The organism is Weissella paramesenteroides ATCC 33313 (assembly GCF_000160575.1).
In the GTDB taxonomy this organism is placed as follows: domain Bacteria; phylum Bacillota; class Bacilli; order Lactobacillales; family Lactobacillaceae; genus Weissella; species Weissella paramesenteroides.
Genome location: NZ_GG697129.1, coordinates 256,449 through 277,850, shown reverse-complemented (window position 1 = coordinate 277,850; position 21,402 = coordinate 256,449). Strand labels below are relative to the sequence as shown.

Below are 21,402 nucleotides of genomic sequence, written 5' to 3'. Positions count from 1 at the left end.
AGGTGGCTCGTATGTCAGTTAAAGAAGTTATGCAACAACAGTATCAACAAATTCAAGCTGAGTGGTTACGATATCAAAATAATCCTTATGAAGTTGAGCGAGTCCACGATTTACGTGTATCAATTCGAACGTTACGTGGTTTGATTAAATTTTTGAAACCAGCGTTGGTAACATCAATTTATAACCAATTGAATACAGATTTAGGTGAATTTGCACAACATTTTAGTGATTTACGAGATTTGGATGTTTTAATTGCAAAAGTTGGTGAGTATGCTTATCAATACCCGGAGGATGGTACCATTTATCCAGAACTTTTTAAGCAATTGCAACACCGCCGAGTCGAAAAAATGGCGCAGACTCTTACCGAAGAATCACGAGTAATCATCGAGAAATATCTTGATAAGGTAAACACCACTTTAAAAGACTTAAAGTTTGCAGGGGAAATCGATCAAGGTAACATGATGGCCAAAGAGTTTAAACGCCGAGATCGAAAATTAATGAAGCAATATCATAATCTGGATTTTCAAAACTATGAGCGTGTCCATCATGTACGTAAACGTGCCAAAACGCTACGTTATTCAGCGACTTATTTTGCAGATTATGTGCCTAAGAAAGAACATAAGCGAGTAAAACTTGCTAAGAAGATTCAAGATATATGTGGTGCAATCACAGATGCGCATGTTATTAAGCATCAACTGCAAGATTTGGCTGAAAAAACAACTAGTCAGTCGAAGCATGAGATGTACATGAAGATTGCAGATTACCAAGAAAATAGTGTTGCTGTAAAAGATGTGTTTTAGCCAAAAAAGGTTGGAACATTTTTTTGTTCCAACCTCTTAAACGTATACGCTATGATTTTATAGATTGTTTTAGAACTTTGCCGCAGCACGCTTGACCAGGCGTGAATTTGCGAATATAGCAGCCAGAAAGATGCAGCCAAGATTGGCAAATGTGAATATAATAAAGACACCTGCTGTCCCTTGATGAGCAATTAGAATTGGGAAGATTAGACTAATAACAAAGTTTGTTAACCAAATCATTGCGGTACTCATTGCATTAAAGGTTGTTCGTAATTGTTGTGGAAACATTTCGGATAGTAACATCCAAGTTGTTGGACTAACTAGACCTTGTTGCGTTGCCAAGAAAAATGCCAAAATGATTAGCACGAGAACATTATTTGCTGCTGGTGCTAATGGGGTGGTTTTCATGACCCAACTTAATAATCCTAAACTCACAACGTTGGCTGTTAGGCCAATTGTGAGTAGCCGATAAGATGACAGCCGTTCAACGACTCTTTTACCACCTAAAATAGCCAAGGATGAGACAAGACCGATTAAAACGTTACCATACAAAGAACCACCAGATCCTAAACCGACCTTTTCAAGAATAACAGAGCCATAATACATGACCGTGTTGATTCCAGATGCTTGTTGAATAAAACCAACAGTGATACCAGCACCCAATAGATAAATTGCTGGCTTAGATGAGAAAAGCATATGCCAGTTGGTTTTATCTCCTTGACTGATTGACTCTTTGGCATCAACAACATTCTCGTGTATATCAGTTTTTGAGAAACCAAGTTCCTTAAAAATACGACCAGCATGCTCACGTTGACGTTGCAAGAGATACCAAAATGGACTGTTGGGAATCTTTGTTGAGGTTATCCACAGTAAAATTGCGGGAATTGCAGCGGCTAGCATCATGATTCGCCAAATTGGGTGCCAATCAGGCCAAAGTGAACCAAGAATGGCATTGACCGTAAATGCGGTTAATTGTCCAAGGACGATGGCGATCGCATTTTTGTTAACATTTTGAGTTTGCAATATATCTGGAGACACTTCGTTGAGATATAACGGTGACAAACTGGATGCACAGCCAACAGATAAACCAAGAATAAAGCGTGAACTGATCAACATCCAAGCATTAAGTGATAATGCACAGGCCACTGTGGCAATCGTAAAGATAGCAGCTACCCATTGTAATAGTCGTTTGCGCCCAAGCTTATCAGCGAGGGTTGTATTGGCTAATGCACCAAACATGCAACCCAGCACAAGGGCACTAGAAATCAACCCTTGAACAGTGGGCAAAGCCCCAAGTTGATCTGGACGACTAATAAAAGTTAAGGCACCATTAATCACCCCAGTATCGTAACCAAATAAGAAGCCACCTAACGCAATGACATAGGATGTATAGCTTAGAAACGGATTATTCTTTTTCGGACCAGACTTTTCTTTATGCAAAAATGAAACACTTCCTTCCAAAATTTTTAATAAAAATTGCATTAATGGACGTTATGAAGTATTAACAATACTTGTCCAAGTGAAATAGTCTTATGTATATAGTGTAATAACACGAAACTTAAGCGAAAATTAAAATGCTTATAGCACAGCATGAAAGCGTTTATGCTATGAAAATTTCGTGCTGTTTTTCATGCTGATAATGAATATATTTTTAGAAAAAAAGCTGAGCACGAAATTACGGCTCAGCCTAAGTAATACTTAGATTTAATTTACTTTTAAATGAATTGCTCTGATAAGCGCAAGAATTCATCGATATCCTTTTTAACCAAATCAGCACCAGCTTGCCAGAAGTCTGGTTCAGTTAAATCAACGCCGAGGTGCTTTTTAGCTAATTCTTCGGTTGTCATATTTGCGGTATCACGTAGCAGTGAAATATAGGCAGCTTCAAAATCATCTTGTGTTTGTGCCCAAGCATAAATACCTTGACTAAATAGGTAACCAAAGGTGTATGGGAAGTTATAGAATGGCACATCATCAATATAGAAGTGCAACTTAGAAGCCCAGAAGTGTGGGTGGCGTTCATCCAAAATACCACCAAAGGCGGCTTTTTGTGCATGGTCCATTAATTCATTTAAGCGTGAAGCAGGGACGAAGCCATTTTCACGTTCTTCATAGAAACTCTTTTCAAATAAGAAACGGGCATGGATGTTCAAGAACATCGCAATTGGATTGGTCATTTTTGCATCTAGCAAGACAACTTTTTCCGCATCTGATTTAGCCGTCTGTACATTGGCATCAGCAATCAACATTTCAGCAAAAGTTGATGCTGTTTCGGCAACATTCATCGCATAAGAATCTCGCCACACAGGTAAATCTGTTAAGACAGAGGTGTGGAAACCATGACCAACTTCATGCGCAATGGTCGCAGAGTCATTGACAGAACCCGTAAAGGTTGTAATGATACGCGATTCATGAATATCTGGCACACTTTCCATCCAAGCACCTGGCGTTTTACCTTGCCGATTTTCAGCTTCAATCCATTGATTCTCAAATGCATGTTGCGCAAAAGCAGCCATCTTAGGGGAGTACTTGCCAAAGTTTTTAATGATAAAGGCAGCTGCCTCATCATAAGTGTTGGTTGTTGGTTCATAGTCTCCTAATTTTGTGATTGGTGCAGACTGATCCTGCCAACCAATTTTTTCAAGACCAAGTAGTTGTGCTTTACGTTCAAAATAAGGTTTGAACATATCCTTATTATCATCTACAACTTGCCACATCGTATCCAGTGTTGCGCGAGACATACGGTTTAATTCAAGTGGTTCTTCAAGGAAATCATTGTAACCATGGGCCTTTTGCTCAGTCAAACGGGCACCAGCTAAATGATTTAAGGTATCAGCTGCTAAATTCTCGGCACTACCCCACATTTTTTCGTATTGGTGCATAATTTCGGCACGAGTATCATTGTCTGGATAATCATCAATTCGGTTTAAGGCTTGACCGGCTGATAATGATTGTTGTTTACCATTTTCATCCGTGTAAGTCATCGTCAACCCGGCACTAATTGTATCATAATGTTCTGACCAAGCTTTCAGTCCATCTAGGGCTAAGGTGTTTAGCAGTTCTTCGGTTTGATCATCTAATAAACGATCAGCTTGCGTACGAAGTTCATTAAGATAAAAAGCCACTGGGGCAACCGTTTCTTCTGCCAAAGCTTGCTTAAATTCTGTATCTGAGAATGTCGTTAATAATTTTGCGAAGGCATTCAATGATGCTTGATAGGCCACGCCTAATTCAGACACTTTCGTTTGATAAGGACGATAAGCTGGATTTGTATAATCGGCAGCTGATAGGGCATTAACAAACAAGGCAGCTGTTCGTAGACCTGAAAAAATGACTTGGTTATCATTGACCAATTTGGCAAAAACTGTAAAAGCATGATCCGTCTGCTTTTCGTATTCAGCAACATTGTTTTTTAGATCAGTGATTTGTTGTGCAAGTAATAATAGTTTATCTGCGAATTCAGGGGATTCAATCCCACCTGGATAGATAGGATCTAGATCCCAATTTAATGAATATGTCATTTTATATCTCCGTTAATCTCATATTGTTCTAATTATTTTAGCATAAATAGCAAAAACCGTACATGAGTGGCCATTTAAGCTTAATTAATTTATTAATGGGGGCATCTGTTCCTCTTTAGATGATTCTCTAAAGAAGGATACCTAATTACGATAGCTTTATATAGACTTCTGACATTATTTATGATAATTTATAGCTTGTAAATAAATAAAAAAAGTGAGGACCGTCCATTGAAGAATTAATACCATATTGAAATTGCAACAATAACTATTGCCATATTTTTATGGTGTAGTTTCGGCATTTTCAGGTGGTATGATGACTTCATATGGCGGTTTTTTTGTGCGCTTTATGTTGTTTTTACTGCCTGATTTATTTACAGGGGGTCACAATATGAGCACGATTGAATTAAAAAAACTAACGTTTGGTTTTGGTAATCAAACACAGTTATTGTTTAACCAAACAAATTTAATTATCGACACAAGTTGGAAACTAGGATTAATTGGTCGTAATGGGCGTGGTAAAACAACTTTGCTGAAATTGATCATGGGTGAATACCCTTATCAAGGGACGATTATTCATCAAGAGGCTTTTAATTATTTTCCACAGCCAATCAAAGACCGAACCCAACTAACTTACTTTGTACTAACTGATAAAAATGATATTGAGAGTTGGCGAATAGAAAAAGAATTAAGCTTGCTACAAACGGATCCAAGTATTTTATGGCGACCATTTGATAGTCTTTCAGGTGGTGAACAAACCAAGGCTTTATTAGCGCTACTTTTCAGTGATGATCAACATTTTCCATTAATTGATGAGCCGACCAATCATTTAGATCAACAAGCTAGACGGCAAGTAGCTAAGTATTTAAAAGCTAAAAAACAGGGTTTTATATTAGTTAGCCATGATCGTTCATTTGTTGATGAAGTTGTTGATCATGTCGTTGCCATTGAAAAGCAGCAACTTGTGTTATATCAAGGAAACTTTTCTGTGTATGAAGAACAAAAAGCGGCACGTGATAGCTATGAACAAGAACAAAACAAAAAATTGCAATCAGAAATTAGTCGGTTAAAGCAAACAGCGGCTGAAAAAGCAGAATGGTCACGCGGACGAGAAAAAGATAAATATGGTAAGCCAAATGTTAAGGGTAGTGGTGCAATTTTTGATACTGGTTTTATTGGTGCGCGGGCTGCGCGGACGATGAAACGTTCCAAGACGTTGGTTAATCATATGACACAGCGTATTGAAGAAAAACAGCAATTACTAAAGGAGATCGAAACGGTCGAGCCACTGACGATGAGCTATGAGCCTAGTTACCGAAAACAATTATTAACCGTTGAAGACTTGCAATTAAGTTATGATAATCAAGCACTGTTTCAACCACTTTCATTTCAGTTAGAACAGGGCCAACGTATTGCACTGCAAGGTCCTAATGGTTCTGGTAAATCTTCAATTATTCAATATTTATTTGGACAATTTGATGGACAGGCAACAGGTCAGGCTGATTTAGCGAACAATATGCAAATTAGCTATGTTCGGCAGAATTATGAGGATAATCATGGCACTTTGTCTGAGTTTGCTGAGGAACATCATTTAAGTTATGAAGACTTACTTAATAACTTACACAAACTGGGACTGGAACGACGAGTATTTGAAAACCGGATTGAAGATATGAGTATGGGCCAACGGAAACGGGTTGAATTAGCCAAATCATTAGCGACACCAGCAGAGTTATTTATTTGGGATGAACCATTGAATTATCTTGACGTGTTTAATCATGAACAGTTGGAACAAGTTATCAAATTAGTACAACCGACCATGTTGCTTGTTGAACATGATGAAACTTTTCTAAAGCACGTTGCGACACAAGTAATCAAACTCCATTCTGAACAATCGGAAAAATAAAGTAGTCGAATCCTTATGATATAATACTTTGAGTAAGTTTCGTAGGTAAAAGATAAGGATTTAAAGATGACAAAACAACATAAAAGATGGTCTCGCAAAAGAAAAATATGGTCAGTAGCAGCTACTTTGGTCGTAGTGATGGGGGCAGCTGTTCTTGGCGCTGGTGGGTATTTTTTTCATGTTGCTGAGGTACGGACCAAAAAAGATTTTGTTGGCAGTGGTTTAGTTAGCAAGAAGAACCCACTATATCCACAACAACAAAAGTGGTTAGCGGCCGATACAGAAACATGGCATTTACGAGCAAAAGATGGTACCAAATTAGTTGGCTCATATTTACCGGCGACGCAGCCAACGAATAAAACAGTCATCGTAATTCATGGGTTTGGCGTTGATCATAAGTCAATGGCGCCATATGGTGAAATGTTCCATCGCATGGGGTATAACGTTTTGATGCCTGATAATCGTGCAGCTGGTAAGTCTGGTGGTAAGTATATCGGTTTTGGTTACCTAGATGCGAAAGATTATCAAGGTTGGATAAAAGAATTGCTTGCTAAGAATGGCAAGCAAAGTCGTATCACGGTAATGGGTGCATCCATGGGTGGTGCGACGACAATGATGTTATCGGGGATGAATCCGCCAAAGCAGGTCGAAGCATACATTGAAGATTCTGGGTATACATCAGTTACTGATGAATTGCATTATGAAGCAGGTAATATGTATGGACTGCCGGACTGGTTAGCAAATCTAATCATTCCAGTTGTTTCAGGTTATTCAAAAGTATTAGCTGGCTATAGCTACCACGAAGCCGATGCAGAAAAGCTATTGGCAAAGAATAAGCGGCCAATGTTGTTCATTCATGGTGATAATGATAAGTTTGTGCCAACTAGGTTTATGAAGCCGGTTTATGAGGCAAGTAATGGACCAAAAGAAAAGTATTTGGTACCAGGTGCCGCTCATGTGGAATCATACCGCACAGACCCTGCCAAGTATGAAGCAAAAGTGCGACATTTTTTGAATCAGTATTTTAAATAGAACAAATGATTGAAGAAAGGAATATTATGGCTGAACACTATTACACCGCAAACCCAACCACAGCTCACGATGAACATACTTGGACGTTTACGTTATTTGATAACCAGCTAACGTTTACAACTGATGCAGGTGTTTTTTCAAAAGGCACGGTTGATTATGGCACACGGACAATGTTGATGGCATTTAATCAAGACATCCCCGCAGGCAAAATTTTAGATCTGGGTGCGGGGTACGGACCGGTAGCCATTAGTTTGGCGAAAGTTATGCCAGAACGAGCATTCGTAGCCGCTGAAATTAATGCGCGTGCCGTGGAATTAGTCGCACGTAATGCTGAACAAAATCATGTGGCGCAGCAAATCTCAGTAATACAATCTGATCGATATGAGCATGTATCAGGGAAATTCGCGGCTATTCTAACTAATCCACCCGTTCGAGCTGGTAAGCAAATTGTGACGGATATGATTACCGGAGCAGCTGACCGCTTGGTCAATGGTGGTACATTGACTGTTGTTTTGCAAAAGAAACAGGGTGCACCTTCTGCTAAAAAATTAATGGCTGACTTATTTGGTAACGTGCAAACGATTGCTAAAGATAAGGGGTATTATATTTTGGAGAGTCGTTATGGCAGCACCATTAACAACTAACCAAGTTGATTACTTTATGGGTCTTGCTTTAGCTGAAGCACGTAAAGCAGCCATGATTGGCGAGGTCCCTATTGGTGCAGTCGTTGTACAGGATGGTCAGGTCGTCAGTCGAGCATTTAATTTACGAGAACATATGCAAGATGGCAGTCAGCATGCTGAATATCAGGCTATTATAGAAGCAAACAGGCAATTGCATTCTTGGCGTTTGCCAGATGCACAATTATTTGTCACGTTAGAACCTTGCATTATGTGTGCCGGATTGATTCAGCAAACCAGATTGACAGATGTTTATTATGGTGCAGATGATCCCAAGGCTGGTGGTGTGACGTCCATGTATGAATTATTGACAGATGAACGATTAAACCATCAAGTAAACGTACATGCAGGGGTTCGAGCAGATGAGGCGAGTTCGTTGTTAAAACAATTTTTTAAAGCAGTTAGACAACGGAAAAAAGCAGAAAAACGTCAGCGACGATTGGCTGCGGAAAACACTGGTCAAAAATAAAAATTCTTGCTATAATATAGTTCGTGGGGCAAGTGTGCACTTCGAATCGTGTCAGGGTCGGAAGGCAGCAGCACTAAGGAGACCGTGCATTGTGCTTCACTTCTTTTAGTAATTAAGCAGAGGTTAGAACATTTCGTTCTAGCCTCTTTTTCATGAGAGCGAGACAAAAGTCGTTTTGAAGCCGGTGTGTAACGTGGTTTGCGCAATTTTTGGCCGTAGCAAAGCGAAGGACAGGGATTGCGTAAATTGCGTTACATTGAGGCTTCAAACTTTTGGAACGCGTTTATGCTATAAAAATTTTATGCTGATAATGAATATATTTTTAGCAAAAAAAGTTGGAACAATTTTTTTGTTTCAACTTCTTTTTCATATCACTGTCTCTGTTACTTATTTTGTATAATGAAGTAGCACAACAACGTGACAACTAGATTTAAAACATTGAAGTAAGCTGTTATCAACACGTTTTTTCTGATATTATTGATAGTGATAGTTACAAATAAATCGGCGAAAAGTAACTGATGAGAAAGGGGTCACAAGTCATGGCATATCAGGCGTTATATCGGACGTGGCGTCCACAAAAATTTAGCGATATGATTGGTCAAGAAATCGTGACCAAGACTTTAAAGAATGCCATTATAACTGGGCAAATAACGCACGCATATTTGTTTAATGGACCCAGGGGAACCGGAAAGACGTCCGCTGCTAAAATTTTTGCGAAAGCCATTAACTGTCTCCATCCAGTTGATGGTGAACCGGATGGTACTTGTGAGATTTGTCAAGCAGCTGATAATGGCACACTCGGTGACATTATCGAGCTGGATGCGGCATCGAATAATGGGGTCGATGAAATTCGTGAAATTCGTGAAGATGTGACTTATGCGCCAACTCGTGCAAAATATAAAGTGTATATTATTGACGAGGTTCATATGTTATCGACGGGGGCCTTTAATGCGTTACTCAAAACCTTAGAAGAACCACCAGCAAATGTTATCTTTATTTTGGCAACCACTGAGCCACAAAAAATCCCAGCAACGATCATTTCACGTACGCAACGTTTTGATTTTAAGCGCATCAATGCGCAATCAGCATATGAACGCATGGTCTATATATTGAATCAACGTGGTAATACGTATGATGAGGCGGCATTGAAGGTTATTGCTAATGCAGCCGATGGGGGAATGCGTGATGCATTAAGCATTCTAGATCAGGCATTATCATTTGGTGATGGACATGTGACGTTGGATAATGCGTTGTTAGTGACAGGTTCTGTGACGCAAACATTGCTGGGCAACTATGTTGAAGCAGTTGTTAATCAGGATACGAAGCAGGGATTGGCAAAATTATCTGAAGTTTTGGACGAAGGAAAAGATGCCAATCGCTTTGTTGAAGACTTAATCAGCTACGCACGTGACTTATTATTGTATACCGAAGCACCAGAGTTGGTGACGCTGGTCCCTGATGAGACATTTACACAATTAGCAAAGGATCAATCAGCAAATGTCTGGTATAACATGATTGATACATTGAATGAAACGCAGCAACAATTACGTTTCACGAATCGCCCAGCTATTTACCTTGAAGTGTTGACCGTTAAACTTAGTCAACCTACGAGTCAAGGTGGTTCGCCGTCTGTGTCTTCAGCGGAAGTTGTACACGTAACACCAGTGTCCCAACCGGTTCAGCCATCTGTGCAACCTGTTACTGTCAAGTCGTCGTCAGCACCAGAGCAGTTAAAAACTACTGTCGAAGATCAACCAAAGCCATCACCAGAACCAACTGCGATGAATGGTCAAAGATCGCGTGTTGCGCCACATGTTAGTGATGACCAAGCAGCTGTATTTGGGGTGCTATCGGAAGCAACCCGTGGTGATTTAGACCGCATTACATCGATATGGGGTGACATGATCAATATGTTGCCAGTGCCTGAGCAGGCGATGTTGAATGTCTCACGGCCAATTGCAGCATCAAGCAATGGATTAGTTGTCGCATTCGATTTTGATGTGATTCGTGTTAATGCCATGCACAAGGCGGATTTGTTACAGACGATGGTGACACAAATTCGTGAATTAACACAAGCACAAAATGAACGTCAATTAATCTTTATTACAACAGAGAGTTGGCCACAATTACGTGCAAAATTTGTGGCGCAATTGCCAAAACACAAACAGCAAACCCCACCGGTAAATCCTGATGTTGAAGAAACTGACGAACCGGTGGAAGATAATTTAGTAACAGAAGCAAAAACAATTTTTGATGCAGCACTTGTTGAAGAAATTGATGATTAAAAATATGAAATGAGGAAATGATAAATGTTCGGTGGACAAAATATGCAACAAATGATGAAGCAAGCAAAGAAGATGCAACAGCAAATGGCAGATGAACAGGCTGCAATTGCAAAGACGGATTATATTGGTCACGCACCATCTGATGTTGTATTGGCAACCTTCAATGGTGATCGTGAATTGAAAGATTTACAAATTAATGAAGAAATTGTTGATCCAGAAGATGTTGAAGGTCTATCAGATATGGTTATTGTCGCTGTCAATGATGCGTTAAAGCAAATTGAGCAGGATCAACAAAAGCGCTTAGGACAGTTTGCACCAAAGGGTATGTTCTAAAAAATGTTGTAGAAAGAAGGCAGATGCATGCAGTATCCAGAGCCAATTGCAAAATTAATTGATAGTTATACAAAATTACCAGGTATTGGCATAAAGACTGCAACGCGGTTAGCGTTCTACACCATCGATATGCCTGAAGAAGAGGTTACTAGTTTTGCACAATCATTAATTTCGGCAAAGCGTGATCTCCAGTTTTGTTCAATATGTGGTAATTTAACGGAAACTGATCCTTGTGTGATTTGTTCAGATAAGAATCGTGATCAGAGCCAAGTGCTGGTTGTTGCTGAAGTGAAGGACTTGATGGCCATTGAGAATACAGGTGAATATCGTGGCTTGTATCATGTCTTACATGGTGTGCTCTCACCACTAGAGGGTAAGGGCCCTGATGATATTAATATTGAGTCATTGGTCAATCGTCTGCAAAAGGATGAAACGATTCAAGAAGTTATTGTTGCCACCAATGCAAATGCTGAGGGAGAGGCGACAGCAATGTACTTGTCACGTTTATTAAAGCCAGCAGGGTTAAAGGTTTCAAGATTAGCAACTGGATTGTCAGTTGGTAGTGATATTGATTATGCTGATCAGATTACGTTAATTAAGGCAGTCGAAGGGAGGACGCAACTGTGAGATTTAAATTACATAGTAAACGTCCAAAGTTTGACAAACAAGCATATGATGAGCAATTATCAAAAGCAATCGAACGTGCAAAATATGATTACGAAAAAGCGCGTAAATCTGAGACAGCTATGTTTGAAAGCGATATTGCGCCACGGATGATCAAGGCCGAGACAGCCAGAGCAAAGCAAAAATACTTCTTTTTACTACGAGCTGCACGACAACGGGGGATGCGGGGACATTGGTCAACTGCATTTGTTCATCCAGAGTAATATGAATGATAGTAAAAGTTATATAAAATTATCATTTTATTGGTAATTTATTAAATAAGAGGTCGAAACTATTTTGTATCGGCTTCTTTTTGGTATAATAAAAAATATAGAATGATTAGAAAGCGGTGAATACATGTCAGGGACATTTATCACATTCGAGGGTCCTGATGGCGCGGGAAAGACATCTGTCTTACGAGCAATCGTTGAACGACTAGCCCCGTTACTAGGTGACAAGTTGGTATTAACAAGAGAACCAGGAGGCAAAGATAGCCAAGTTGCTGAAGCAATTCGTGACGTGGTTTTAGATCCTAATTTACCCAGTATGGATGCTTGGACTGAAGCTTTGCTATATGCGGCATCACGGCGTCAACATTTAGTCGATACTGTGTTGCCAGCATTGGCGGCTGATAAGGTTGTTGTGAGTGATCGATATGTAGATAGCTCTATCGCTTATCAAGGTGGTGGTCGTCGCTTAGGTATTGAGGCAGTAACAGAGATTAATCAGTTTGCAACAAAGGGCATTATGCCAACAGCAACGATTTACTTAGATATTCGTCCTGAGGTTGGGCTACAGCGGATTCAGGAAAATCGACAAGACGAAATTAATCGTTTGGATGTTGAAAAGCTATCATTTCATCAACGAGTGACTGATGCCTATCACCAACTTGCAACGCAATATCCAGAACGTTTTCTAATTATTAATGCCGAGCAGGACTTGGCTGATGTTATAACAGATACATGGACAGCATTGATGCCAATACTTGGTATACACGACTAGGAGGTTTCCACATTATGAAAATGATTATCGCAATTGTACAAGATAAGGATGCTAATAAATTAGGTGGTAAGTTTGTTAAGGCGAATGTTCGAGCAACTCGGTTAGCAACATCTGGTGGCTTCCTTCGTTCTGGAAACACAACTTTTATGATCGGTATTGAAGATGATCGTGTACAAGAGGTATTGGATTTGATTCATGATACATCACATACGCGTAAGCAATTTATGACACCAGCGGTTAGTCTTGATGTATCAATGGAATCAACAGCTGCCACGCCAATGGAAGTGCAAGTTGGTGGTGCAACTGTATTCGTTCAAGATGTTGAACAATTCCATCGTTTCTAAGAGGTGCTCATGAACGCCAAAGAACTAATTGCACGCGTCATGGCGCTACAGCCTCAATTGATTGCGCAACTACAAAAGGCGTTAGCAAGTCAACAACTTGCTCACGCTTTTTTGTTTACCGGACCAGCTGGGCGTGGTCAAGAACTAGTTGCGGATTGGTTAGCTATGCGTCTGATGTGTCAACATGTCACAGCAGATGGACAGCCTGATGGTACTTGTGATCAATGCCAACGAATCGTGCAACACGAACACCCTGATGTCATTGAAGTGCATCCAGATGGTAAAAGTATTAAAGTCGATCAAGTACGTTTTTTGAAAGAAGAATTTACAAAAACTGCCGTCGAAGGACAACAAAAAATCTTCATTGTCGCTGGTGCTGATACGATGACGACCAGTGCTGCCAATGGATTGTTGAAATTTATTGAAGAACCAGCACCAGGACAAACAGCAATTTTAATTGCTGAAAATCGCGCCCAAATTTTGCCGACAATTATTTCACGAACACAAGTCATTGCTTTTGCGGCAGTGGGAAATGAACAATTTGAGGAAGAATTATTATCGTTAGGATATCATGCTGATGAAGTATCATTGGTACAGTCATTAACAGACAGCAAAGTTGTTGCTGAAGAATGGTTGATCGATGATTGGTTTAGGCAAGCAACACAGGCAACCAGTTCGTTAGTGTCGGCTATCTTGAAGAATTCTGATCAAGCCTTTACATTAGTTCAAACGTTATATGTTCCCTTAGCACTAGATATTGCGCATGGAAAAACATTGTTAATGATGTTAGCGCAGGCTTGGCGAGATATTTTACTGTTAAAAACTGGCGTGCAAAACAGTCATTTTGCAAATGACTGGTCGCGTGAAGTGCAACGTTTTGACACAAAAACATTGTTAGCTGTAATTAATATTGTATTATCGGCACCACAGCAACTAGAAAAAAATATTAATTTTCAAACAACATTGGAAGCAACCATACTAGAAAGTCAATTTAAGTTAGCAGGTTTATCATGAAACAACAGAAAAGTTTTGGCACACACACTACTGGCACCCTATATTTAGTGCCAACACCAATTGGAAATCTTGGTGATATGACAAACCGTTCAATTCAAGTCATGCAAGAAGTTGATGTGATTGCTGCCGAAGATACCAGGCACACACAACAATTATTGAATCAGTTTGAAATTACAACAAAGCAGATTTCTTTTCACGAACATAATAAGGAAACTCGTATTCCGGAATTAGTTGCGCGACTTAAAGCAGGCGATAGTATTGCCCAGGTTTCTGATGCAGGTATGCCATCAATTTCAGATCCTGGTCATGAATTGGTTAAAGCAGCTATTTTAGCTGATGTGCCAGTTGTGCCAATTCCCGGGGCTAGTGCCGGTATTACAGCTTTGATTGCGTCTGGTTTGGCACCACAGCCGTTTATGTTTTATGGTTTTTTGCCGCGTAAACCTAAAGAACAACTGCATGAACTTGATCTGCTTAAAACGCATCAGGAAACGATGATTTTTTATGAGGCACCACACCGATTAGCAAAGACTTTGCAATCGATTCAAAAGGTATTTAGTGCTGAACGTCAGGTGGTATTGGCTCGTGAATTGACAAAACGTTATGAAGAATTTTTGCGTGGTACCATTGCCGAACTTGTTGTTTGGGCAACTAGCAATGAGGTGCGAGGTGAATTTGTAGTGATTGTTTCAGGAAATGACCAAGTCATTGCAACCTCTGATGCAGATCCGTTAGCAGAGTTATCTGCCGTTGATGCAGTAAAAGAATTAGTAGAGAATGGTTTAAAACCAACGGCGGCTATTAAGCAAATCGCTAAACAACGGTCACTTGATCGCCAAACACTTTATTTAAAATATCAAGGAGAAAATAAATAATGGCTGTAGAATTTCGTATGCCACATGATGTGGTCTACTATGAAGCAGATGTCACCGGTAAATTGAGTCTACCAATGATTTATAATTTGGCGATTTTAAGTTCAACACAACAAGCAATTGACTTAAATATTGGTCCGGAATATACCCATGCAAAAGGGTTGGGATGGGTTGTATTACAACAACTTGTAACGATTAATCGCCGACCAAAAGACGGTGAAACCATTACTTTAGCCACAAAGGCCAAGCAATTTAATCCATTTTTCGCCAAGCGTGAGTATCGATTAATCGATGCAGCAGGTAATGATCTGGTTATTATGGATGGGCTATTCTCAATGATTGATATGAATAAGCGCAAGTTAGCTCGAATTCCTAAAGACATGGCTGAAGCTTATCAACCAGAGCATGTTCGTAAAATACCACGTGCTCCTGAAGTGACCCCATTTGATGAAACCCGTGAGGCTGATTTTGTACAGGATTATTTTGTCCGTTATTTGGATATTGATTCTAACCATCACGTGAATAATTCTAAGTATGCTGAATGGATGAGCGATGTGCTACCTGTTGAATTTTTGACAAGTCATGAACCAACAGCAATGAACATTAAATATGAGCATGAAGTTTTGTATGGCAATAAAATTAAGTCAGAAGTCCAACTTGTTGATAATGTCACAAAACACCGCATTTGGTTTGGCGATGTGCTTTCTGCTGAAGCCACAATTGAGTGGACGACAGCAAGTAATTAAGCTAAACTAAAGGTAACTAAGACAATAAGGAGAGTTGATATGTCTGTATTAGTATTAGGGGGAGCTGGCTACATTGGTTCTCATATGGTTGCGACATTACTAGCTGATCATCGTGATGTTGTGGTTGTTGATAATTTGTTAACGGGACACCGTGCTTCAGTACCTGAGGGGGTACCATTCTACGAAGTTGATATTCGGGATAAGGCAGCATTGTCAGAAGTGTTTGAAAAGGAAAATATTGAGCAAGTTGTCCACTTTGCGGCATCTTCAATCGTACCTGAATCTGTTGAAAAGCCATTGAAGTACTTTGATAACAACGTTTACGGTATGATTAATTTGCTAGAAGTGATGTTAGACTTTGATGTGAAGCAAATCGTCTTTTCATCAACGGCAGCAACGTATGGGGTGGCTAAAGAAAATCCTATCAAGGAAACGACACCACAAAATCCAATTAACCCATATGGTGAATCAAAGCTACAAATGGAACACATCATGAAGTGGGCTGACCAAGCATACGGACTAAAGTGGGTCGCATTACGTTACTTTAATGTGGCGGGTGCAAAGGCGGATGGCTCAATCGGTGAAGACCATCCAACTGAAACTCACTTGGTACCAATTATCTTGCAAACTGCTTTGGGTCAACGTGAGAAGATCATGATGTTTGGGGATGATTATAATACACCAGATGGATTTAACGTTCGCGATTATGTCCATGTAATGGATTTGGCAGATGCTCATGTATTAGCTTTGGATTACCTAGCTAAGGGTAATGAATCAAATCAGTTTAATTTGGGATCTGCTAATGGCTTCTCAGTTAAGCAAATGGTTGAAGCTGCGCGTGAAGCAACCGGCCAACCTATTCCTGCTGAAATAGGTCCTCGTCGTGCAGGTGATCCTGATTCATTGGTTGCCTCATCAGACAAAGCACGTGAAATCCTTGGTTGGACACCAAAGTATGACGATGTGAAGGAAATTATTAGTACAGCTTGGAACTGGCACCAAAAGCATCCTAATGGCTATGGTGATCGGTAAGTAGTAGAAAATTAGATCAATGTGTTAAGTACCTTGAATGGTTAATCAAGGACGAAGACAGCATTGGTCTTTTTTATTTAAGAAAGGGAGGGGTATGCTAGAATATTTAACAACACAACGGACAAGATTAATATATATCTATACACTCTGTGTCAGTTTTGTGTATTTGCTTGCGCTTAGTCAGGCAGAGAAAAGCCTCAATATTGGATTTTTCTTGATTTTTATTTGCTTTTTGCCATTGATGATTATAATTGATTTGTCATTTATTGGACGATCAATATATCGAAGATATAAAGTGTATAAGCAAGAACATTCATCTGACCCTTTATATCATGACAGATTACTAGCGTACGTGTTTGATTCATCATCATGGCAAGTTCCTAACTATGCCATCTATTTGTTACCAGTAATTATCATAATTCAATGCATCAGTTTAATCTGGATTAGACAGATGCTTGATTTTGGTTTAATTTGTTTAATGATTATATTAGGAATCTGGTTATATGTTTCACAGCGCCGGGGTAAAGTACATAATTAGTTCGATAATCGTATTTAAAACATTTTTGTTCTGTTAAAATTGCGGTAAAATAAGTATTAGTATTTCACAAATAAAGGAGCTAGTGATATGAAAACCATTGCTTTTGATACAAGCAATCAACCTTTGAGCGTTGCACTATTTGAAAATAATCACTTGATTGATCAACGTGAAACCAATGTTCGTCGTAATCACTCGACACAACTATTACCATTCATTGATGAGTTGATTAAGCAAGCAAATTGGACACCACAAGATTTGGATAGCGTCATCGTTAGTCAGGGTCCAGGTTCATATACTGGTTTACGAATTGCTGTAACGACAGCAAAGACGCTTGCTTTTACGCTGGGCATTTCGTTGACGGGTGTTTCAAGTTTGGCATTGTTAGCCATGAATGTGACAGATACCGATGCAATTATCGTGCCAATTATGGATGCCCGCAATCAAAATATTTATGCTGCACAATATCAGTGGAAATCAGGGCACCTTGTTGTCCGTCAATCTGATCAGCATATGAATATTGATAAATTGCATCTTGCGTTAGATACACTTAGTCAACCAATTATTTTTGTTGGTGAGTGGCAACGTTTTGAAGAACAACTTCGTGAGCTGTTTCCAACAGCAAATTTTGCGCAAGATAATTTACCACATGCAGCTAATATGATGAACCTGACAGCAGATAGTACGAGATTGACTGATATGAATGATATTCATCAATTTGTTCCCAATTATCATCGTTTATCACAAGCAGAGGCTGATTGGGCCAAGGCGCATCCAGAAGATCAAGGTGGTCACGCCTATGTGGAAAAAGTTTAATCAATTGACTCATTGGTGGGAAAAACCGGTATCAGATGAAATGCGTGAATTTCACCAAACAATTGTCATCAAAGATTTTGAATTTGATTTGATGCCTGCCAAACGTTCAGATTTAGAAGATATTATTGCGCTTGAAAAGGCAGCATATGATGGAGAAGTTTTGTGGCCAATGGAAGCTTTTGCTGAGGAGTTGCGACGCACGCGAGACCGATTATATGTGATAGTCCGTCAACCTGAAACAGGATCGATGGTCGCATTAATTGGGGCAGCTTTTCGACCAGGCATTCATGAAGTTCATATTACCAATATTATGGTCGCACCTCATTGGCAAAGTCGTGGTGTTGGCACCTTCTTGGTCATGTATATGATGACGATTGCACAGCAAATTAATTTTCATCGTATCTCATTAGAAGTACGTGTGTCTAATAAACGCGCGCAACAACTATATGCACGATTGGGTTTTCAAATTATACGCCGAAAAGCCCATTACTATGGTGAAAATGGTGAGGATGCATTTGATATGGCACAAATATTAGGAAATCAAATTGATAATGAACTTCTTATATAAACATGATATGACTGCAGCACAATTGTATCGCATTGCTGATGATGCCTATGCAAATGGTTCGCCATGGCAATTAAAAACTTTTCAACAAGACCTGGCAAATGAATACTCACATTATGTGGGAATCGTTGACCATAATCAGTTAGTTGGTTTTGCTGGGGGCATCTATTTAGATGACACTTTAGATGTTAGTAATGTCGCTATTTTGAAAACGCAACAAGGTAAACATCTTGGAGAAATTTTATTACGTGCTTGGTTTGATGAATTTAGTGATGGGACAAAAGTATTATTAGAGGTTCGGGCAAGTAATCAGGCAGCTCAGCATTTGTATCAACGCTTAGGGTTTAAAACCTATCGTAAGCGTAAAGCGTATTATAGTCGTCCTGTTGAGGATGCTGATTTAATGATGTTAGAGTTACCAATACAGGTAAAGGAGTAAAGCATGACAGAAACACGTTATATCATGGCATTTGAATCAAGTGCTGATGAAACTAGTGTGGCAATAGTAAAAAATGGTGATGAAATTGTGAGTTTGGAGACAGCGACTCAAATCAAGAGTCACCAAAGATTTGGTGGTATCGTGCCAGAAGTCGCTAGTCGCCACCATATTGAACAAGTCACGATCCTAGCTGATGCTGCGCTTGAAGATGCACACTTGACTTACAGTGATTTAACAGCAATTGGTGTTACCCAAGGCCCTGGATTGGTTGGTGCTTTATTAATTGGCGTTACTGCTGCAAAGACGATTGCTTGGGCACATCAATTACCGCTAGTCCCAGTATTACATCTGGCTGGTCACATCAGTGCCGCTAATTTTGTTTCACCTATTCAGTATCCAGCACTAGCGTTAATGGTATCCGGTGGTCATACAGAATTAGTCTTGATGCGCGAAGAGTATGATTACGTGGTGATTGGTGATACGCGTGATGATGCGGCAGGTGAGAGCTATGACAAAGTTGGCCGGACAATGGGACTAAAGTATCCCGCTGGTAAAACCTTAGACGATATGGCTCATCTTGGTCAGCCAAATTATAAGTTACCACGGGCTCTGATTGATGATGGTGCTTATGATTTTTCTTTCTCCGGATTAAAGAGTGCGGTTATTAACTTGATGCATAATGCTGATCAACGTGGTGAAACGGTTGATCATAATGATTTAGCTGCTTCCTTCCAACAAGCCGTTATTGAAGTTTTGGTAAGTAAAACAGCACAGGCATTAGATAATTATCCAGTAAAATCATTTATTGTTGCTGGTGGTGTAGCTGCCAACAAGGGGTTACGTGATGCATTGACAAAGATGATGGCAGCACGACCAGATATCGCTTTTATTCCGGTACCTATTAAATTAGCTGGTGATAATGCAGCGATGATTGGGGCAGCCGTTGATATCGCATATCGGCATGGCATGCGTGGTGATTGGGCATTGAATGCCGATCCGGCGCTTGAATTTGAATACGAAGATGAATAAATATAAAAACCGACGCTCAGCCAATTGACTGAATGTCGGTTTTTATAAATAATGAATTTCTACTATTGTAGTAGTCGTTTTAATTTGCACGTTCTAATAATGCTTCGCTGATGGTAATCAAAGTATCCTTTGCTTCACCATCTGGTAACTGTGCCAGGTAATCTAATGCCTTTTCAGTATACTCACTAGCTAAGCTAGTTGCTTCATCAACAGCGCCTGAGGCAATAACTAAGTCACGCAGCTGGATTGATTCATCGTTGCTAATACGATCTTTCTTTGCCAAAAGATTTTGGATTTCTGCTTTGTCCTGCATGGCAATGATTAATGGGGCAGAATAAACCCCCTCACGAACATCTTGTAACGTTGGCTTACCTAAATCTGTTTTTGTTGATTGATAATCCAAGATATCATCTAGTATCTGAAAAGCCATTCCCACGTTGAAAGCAAATTCAGTAACCAAATCGACAAATTCGTCTGGAGCGTCACCATTTGCGGCACCTAACTGGGCAGAGAGGACAAACAAAGCAGCTGTCTTGCCAGCGATTTGTTCCTTATAGTCGGCTAACGTCATGTGACGATCATAATGATTGGTACGTTGTGTAAGTTCGCCAGTTAAAATATCTTCTAATAACTTTGTTGCCTGACGAACTAGCGTCATATCGTCGGTGTGGTAAGCCAATGTTTTGAAGGTAGCAGCAAAAAGGTAGTCACCAGCATATGCGGCAATGTCCTTACCGAACTTTGATTGAATACTTGGTGCATGACGTCGCTCTGGTGAATCGTCGATAATATCATCGTGAATGAGCGTGGCGGTATGTAACATTTCAACCGCAGCAGCAATGTGTTTTAGATTTGAAGTATTGCCCGGATAAAATTGCCCGATGATAATTGCGAATGCTGGGCGTAACATTTTGCCACCAGCACGGAACATATCTAATAATGCTTGCTCAACTTCTTTATCATTTGCCTGTAATGAATTTTGGATAATGAATAGCACATCTTGAAGTTCCTGCTGCACTGTTGGAAATTTTTCCCACATCGCGTGGATTTGCGTAAGTGATTGTTTCATTAATTTGGAATTCCTTAAATCTACTATATTGTATAACATCAATTGACATAACGTCTTTTAAACTAATCTCTATTATATATGAAAAAAAGAGAAGCGACAGACGAATTTTAATCTGTAAAAAATAATTAACAAACTCAAGAGTTTATATTGGTATTTTGTTTTTAAATTGTGTATGATGAATGACGTTGTGATGCGAAAAAATGCGCTTGAAAATTTATTTGATAAAAACAAATAAAATGCTTGATTATCAAGCAAG

22 protein-coding genes and 1 other RNA gene are annotated in these 21,402 nt (G+C 39.6%); 20 read left to right on the top strand and 3 right to left on the bottom strand.

What is annotated here, in order from left to right; all coding sequences use genetic code 11:
* The first annotated feature begins 11 nt into the window (after positions 1–11).
* Positions 12–800, top strand: coding sequence for a CHAD domain-containing protein (locus tag HMPREF0877_RS04260; protein ID WP_002828014.1), 789 nt, complete (start codon positions 12–14; stop codon positions 798–800).
* A 69-nt stretch (positions 801–869) separates the two neighbouring features.
* On the opposite strand, the gene HMPREF0877_RS04255 is transcribed toward HMPREF0877_RS04260, so the two are convergent.
* Together HMPREF0877_RS04255 and HMPREF0877_RS04250 are read right to left on the bottom strand one after the other, a co-directional pair.
* Entirely contained in the window at positions 870–2,282 is a 1,413-nt protein-coding gene (locus HMPREF0877_RS04255) for a sugar porter family MFS transporter (RefSeq protein ID WP_002828013.1), read from the bottom strand.
* Positions 2,283–2,515: 233 nt separating this feature from the next.
* Entirely contained in the window at positions 2,516–4,321 is a 1,806-nt protein-coding gene (locus HMPREF0877_RS04250) for a M3 family oligoendopeptidase (RefSeq protein ID WP_002828012.1), read from the bottom strand.
* 388 nt (positions 4,322–4,709) lie between these two features.
* Between HMPREF0877_RS04250 and abc-f the strand changes: the two genes are divergently transcribed.
* The 19 genes from abc-f (at position 4,710) to tsaD (ending at position 20,077) form a co-directional block, all read left to right on the top strand.
* Positions 4,710–6,221, top strand: coding sequence for a ribosomal protection-like ABC-F family protein (gene abc-f, locus HMPREF0877_RS04245; RefSeq protein WP_040760746.1), 1,512 nt, complete (start codon positions 4,710–4,712; stop codon positions 6,219–6,221).
* A gap of 66 nt (positions 6,222–6,287) precedes the next feature.
* Positions 6,288–7,253 carry an alpha/beta hydrolase gene (locus HMPREF0877_RS04240; RefSeq protein WP_002828010.1) on the top strand — a complete coding sequence of 322 codons (966 nt, stop codon included), beginning with the start codon at positions 6,288–6,290 and terminating at the stop codon, positions 7,251–7,253.
* A 26-nt stretch (positions 7,254–7,279) separates the two neighbouring features.
* Complete coding sequence (locus HMPREF0877_RS04235; protein ID WP_040760545.1) at positions 7,280–7,897, top strand: class I SAM-dependent methyltransferase; 618 nt, start codon at positions 7,280–7,282, stop codon at positions 7,895–7,897.
* Positions 7,875–8,402: a nucleoside deaminase gene (locus tag HMPREF0877_RS04230; protein ID WP_002828008.1), complete on the top strand. Its 528-nt coding sequence runs from the start codon at positions 7,875–7,877 to the stop codon at positions 8,400–8,402. Before HMPREF0877_RS04235 ends, HMPREF0877_RS04230 begins: the two co-directional genes overlap by 23 nt.
* A 20-nt stretch (positions 8,403–8,422) precedes the next feature.
* Positions 8,423–8,508, top strand: an RNA gene (gene ffs / locus HMPREF0877_RS09840) — signal recognition particle sRNA small type.
* 433 nt (positions 8,509–8,941) lie between these two features.
* Entirely contained in the window at positions 8,942–10,687 is a 1,746-nt protein-coding gene (gene dnaX / locus HMPREF0877_RS04225) for a DNA polymerase III subunit gamma/tau (RefSeq protein WP_040760543.1), read from the top strand.
* A gap of 24 nt (positions 10,688–10,711) precedes the next feature.
* A complete protein-coding gene (locus HMPREF0877_RS04220) occupies positions 10,712–11,020 on the top strand; it encodes a YbaB/EbfC family nucleoid-associated protein (protein ID WP_002828006.1) in 309 nt (102 codons plus the stop codon).
* Positions 11,021–11,047: 27 nt separating this feature from the next.
* Positions 11,048–11,647 (top strand): recombination mediator RecR, encoded by a 600-nt coding sequence (gene recR / locus HMPREF0877_RS04215; protein WP_002828005.1) that lies wholly within the window; start codon positions 11,048–11,050, stop codon positions 11,645–11,647.
* Positions 11,644–11,907, top strand: a complete 264-nt coding sequence (locus HMPREF0877_RS04210) for a YaaL family protein (protein WP_002828004.1) — start codon at positions 11,644–11,646, stop codon at positions 11,905–11,907. The genes recR and HMPREF0877_RS04210 overlap by 4 nt, the downstream gene beginning before the upstream one ends.
* A gap of 133 nt (positions 11,908–12,040) precedes the next feature.
* Positions 12,041–12,685 (top strand): dTMP kinase, encoded by a 645-nt coding sequence (tmk, locus tag HMPREF0877_RS04205; RefSeq protein WP_002828003.1) that lies wholly within the window; start codon positions 12,041–12,043, stop codon positions 12,683–12,685.
* A gap of 14 nt (positions 12,686–12,699) precedes the next feature.
* Positions 12,700–13,029 (top strand): cyclic-di-AMP receptor, encoded by a 330-nt coding sequence (locus HMPREF0877_RS04200; protein WP_002828002.1) that lies wholly within the window; start codon positions 12,700–12,702, stop codon positions 13,027–13,029.
* Positions 13,030–13,038: 9 nt separating this feature from the next.
* Positions 13,039–14,043: a DNA polymerase III subunit delta' gene (holB, locus tag HMPREF0877_RS04195; RefSeq protein WP_002828001.1), complete on the top strand. Its 1,005-nt coding sequence runs from the start codon at positions 13,039–13,041 to the stop codon at positions 14,041–14,043.
* Positions 14,040–14,918 (top strand): 16S rRNA (cytidine(1402)-2'-O)-methyltransferase, encoded by an 879-nt coding sequence (gene rsmI, locus HMPREF0877_RS04190; protein WP_002828000.1) that lies wholly within the window; start codon positions 14,040–14,042, stop codon positions 14,916–14,918. Before holB ends, rsmI begins: the two co-directional genes overlap by 4 nt.
* Positions 14,918–15,661, top strand: a complete 744-nt coding sequence (locus HMPREF0877_RS04185) for an acyl-[acyl-carrier-protein] thioesterase (protein WP_002827999.1) — start codon at positions 14,918–14,920, stop codon at positions 15,659–15,661. The genes rsmI and HMPREF0877_RS04185 overlap by 1 nt, the downstream gene beginning before the upstream one ends.
* 39 nt (positions 15,662–15,700) lie before the next feature.
* Positions 15,701–16,693, top strand: coding sequence for a UDP-glucose 4-epimerase GalE (gene galE / locus HMPREF0877_RS04180; protein WP_002827998.1), 993 nt, complete (start codon positions 15,701–15,703; stop codon positions 16,691–16,693).
* Positions 16,694–17,318: 625 nt separating this feature from the next.
* Positions 17,319–18,044, top strand: a complete 726-nt coding sequence (gene tsaB, locus HMPREF0877_RS04175; RefSeq protein WP_002827996.1) for a tRNA (adenosine(37)-N6)-threonylcarbamoyltransferase complex dimerization subunit type 1 TsaB — start codon at positions 17,319–17,321, stop codon at positions 18,042–18,044.
* Positions 18,028–18,612, top strand: coding sequence for a ribosomal protein S18-alanine N-acetyltransferase (rimI, locus tag HMPREF0877_RS04170; protein WP_002827995.1), 585 nt, complete (start codon positions 18,028–18,030; stop codon positions 18,610–18,612). Before tsaB ends, rimI (HMPREF0877_RS04170) begins: the two co-directional genes overlap by 17 nt.
* Entirely contained in the window at positions 18,596–19,048 is a 453-nt protein-coding gene (gene rimI / locus HMPREF0877_RS04165; RefSeq protein WP_002827994.1) for a ribosomal protein S18-alanine N-acetyltransferase, read from the top strand. Before rimI (HMPREF0877_RS04170) ends, rimI (HMPREF0877_RS04165) begins: the two co-directional genes overlap by 17 nt.
* A 3-nt stretch (positions 19,049–19,051) precedes the next feature.
* A complete protein-coding gene (gene tsaD, locus HMPREF0877_RS04160) occupies positions 19,052–20,077 on the top strand; it encodes a tRNA (adenosine(37)-N6)-threonylcarbamoyltransferase complex transferase subunit TsaD (protein WP_002827993.1) in 1,026 nt (341 codons plus the stop codon).
* Positions 20,078–20,156: 79 nt separating this feature from the next.
* Here tsaD and HMPREF0877_RS04155 read toward each other — a convergent pair whose 3' ends face one another.
* Complete coding sequence (locus HMPREF0877_RS04155) at positions 20,157–21,146, bottom strand: polyprenyl synthetase family protein (RefSeq protein ID WP_040760541.1); 990 nt, start codon at positions 21,144–21,146, stop codon at positions 20,157–20,159.
* Positions 21,147–21,402 lie beyond the last annotated feature (256 nt).

Bases quoted from the DNA above. Each gene is read 5' to 3' on its own strand.
- abc-f (WP_040760746.1), top strand. From the start codon at position 4,710: ATGAGCACGATTGAATTAAAAAAACTAACGTTTGGTTTTGGTAATCAA.
- holB (WP_002828001.1), top strand. From the start codon at position 13,039: ATGAACGCCAAAGAACTAATTGCACGCGTCATGGCGCTACAGCCTCAA.
- HMPREF0877_RS04240 (WP_002828010.1), top strand. From the start codon at position 6,288: ATGACAAAACAACATAAAAGATGGTCTCGCAAAAGAAAAATATGGTCA.
- HMPREF0877_RS04220 (WP_002828006.1), top strand. From the start codon at position 10,712: ATGTTCGGTGGACAAAATATGCAACAAATGATGAAGCAAGCAAAGAAG.
- HMPREF0877_RS04255 (WP_002828013.1), bottom strand. From the start codon at position 2,282: ATGCAATTTTTATTAAAAATTTTGGAAGGAAGTGTTTCATTTTTGCAT.
- tmk (WP_002828003.1), top strand. From the start codon at position 12,041: ATGTCAGGGACATTTATCACATTCGAGGGTCCTGATGGCGCGGGAAAG.
- HMPREF0877_RS04185 (WP_002827999.1), top strand. From the start codon at position 14,918: ATGGCTGTAGAATTTCGTATGCCACATGATGTGGTCTACTATGAAGCA.
- HMPREF0877_RS04200 (WP_002828002.1), top strand. From the start codon at position 12,700: ATGAAAATGATTATCGCAATTGTACAAGATAAGGATGCTAATAAATTA.
- tsaD (WP_002827993.1), top strand. From the start codon at position 19,052: ATGACAGAAACACGTTATATCATGGCATTTGAATCAAGTGCTGATGAA.
- HMPREF0877_RS04235 (WP_040760545.1), top strand. From the start codon at position 7,280: ATGGCTGAACACTATTACACCGCAAACCCAACCACAGCTCACGATGAA.
- HMPREF0877_RS04250 (WP_002828012.1), bottom strand. From the start codon at position 4,321: ATGACATATTCATTAAATTGGGATCTAGATCCTATCTATCCAGGTGGG.
- recR (WP_002828005.1), top strand. From the start codon at position 11,048: ATGCAGTATCCAGAGCCAATTGCAAAATTAATTGATAGTTATACAAAA.
- rimI (WP_002827995.1), top strand. From the start codon at position 18,028: ATGTGGAAAAAGTTTAATCAATTGACTCATTGGTGGGAAAAACCGGTA.
- tsaB (WP_002827996.1), top strand. From the start codon at position 17,319: ATGAAAACCATTGCTTTTGATACAAGCAATCAACCTTTGAGCGTTGCA.
- HMPREF0877_RS04155 (WP_040760541.1), bottom strand. From the start codon at position 21,146: ATGAAACAATCACTTACGCAAATCCACGCGATGTGGGAAAAATTTCCA.
- rimI (WP_002827994.1), top strand. From the start codon at position 18,596: ATGAACTTCTTATATAAACATGATATGACTGCAGCACAATTGTATCGC.
- galE (WP_002827998.1), top strand. From the start codon at position 15,701: ATGTCTGTATTAGTATTAGGGGGAGCTGGCTACATTGGTTCTCATATG.
- dnaX (WP_040760543.1), top strand. From the start codon at position 8,942: ATGGCATATCAGGCGTTATATCGGACGTGGCGTCCACAAAAATTTAGC.
- HMPREF0877_RS04260 (WP_002828014.1), top strand. From the start codon at position 12: ATGTCAGTTAAAGAAGTTATGCAACAACAGTATCAACAAATTCAAGCT.
- HMPREF0877_RS04230 (WP_002828008.1), top strand. From the start codon at position 7,875: ATGGCAGCACCATTAACAACTAACCAAGTTGATTACTTTATGGGTCTT.
- rsmI (WP_002828000.1), top strand. From the start codon at position 14,040: ATGAAACAACAGAAAAGTTTTGGCACACACACTACTGGCACCCTATAT.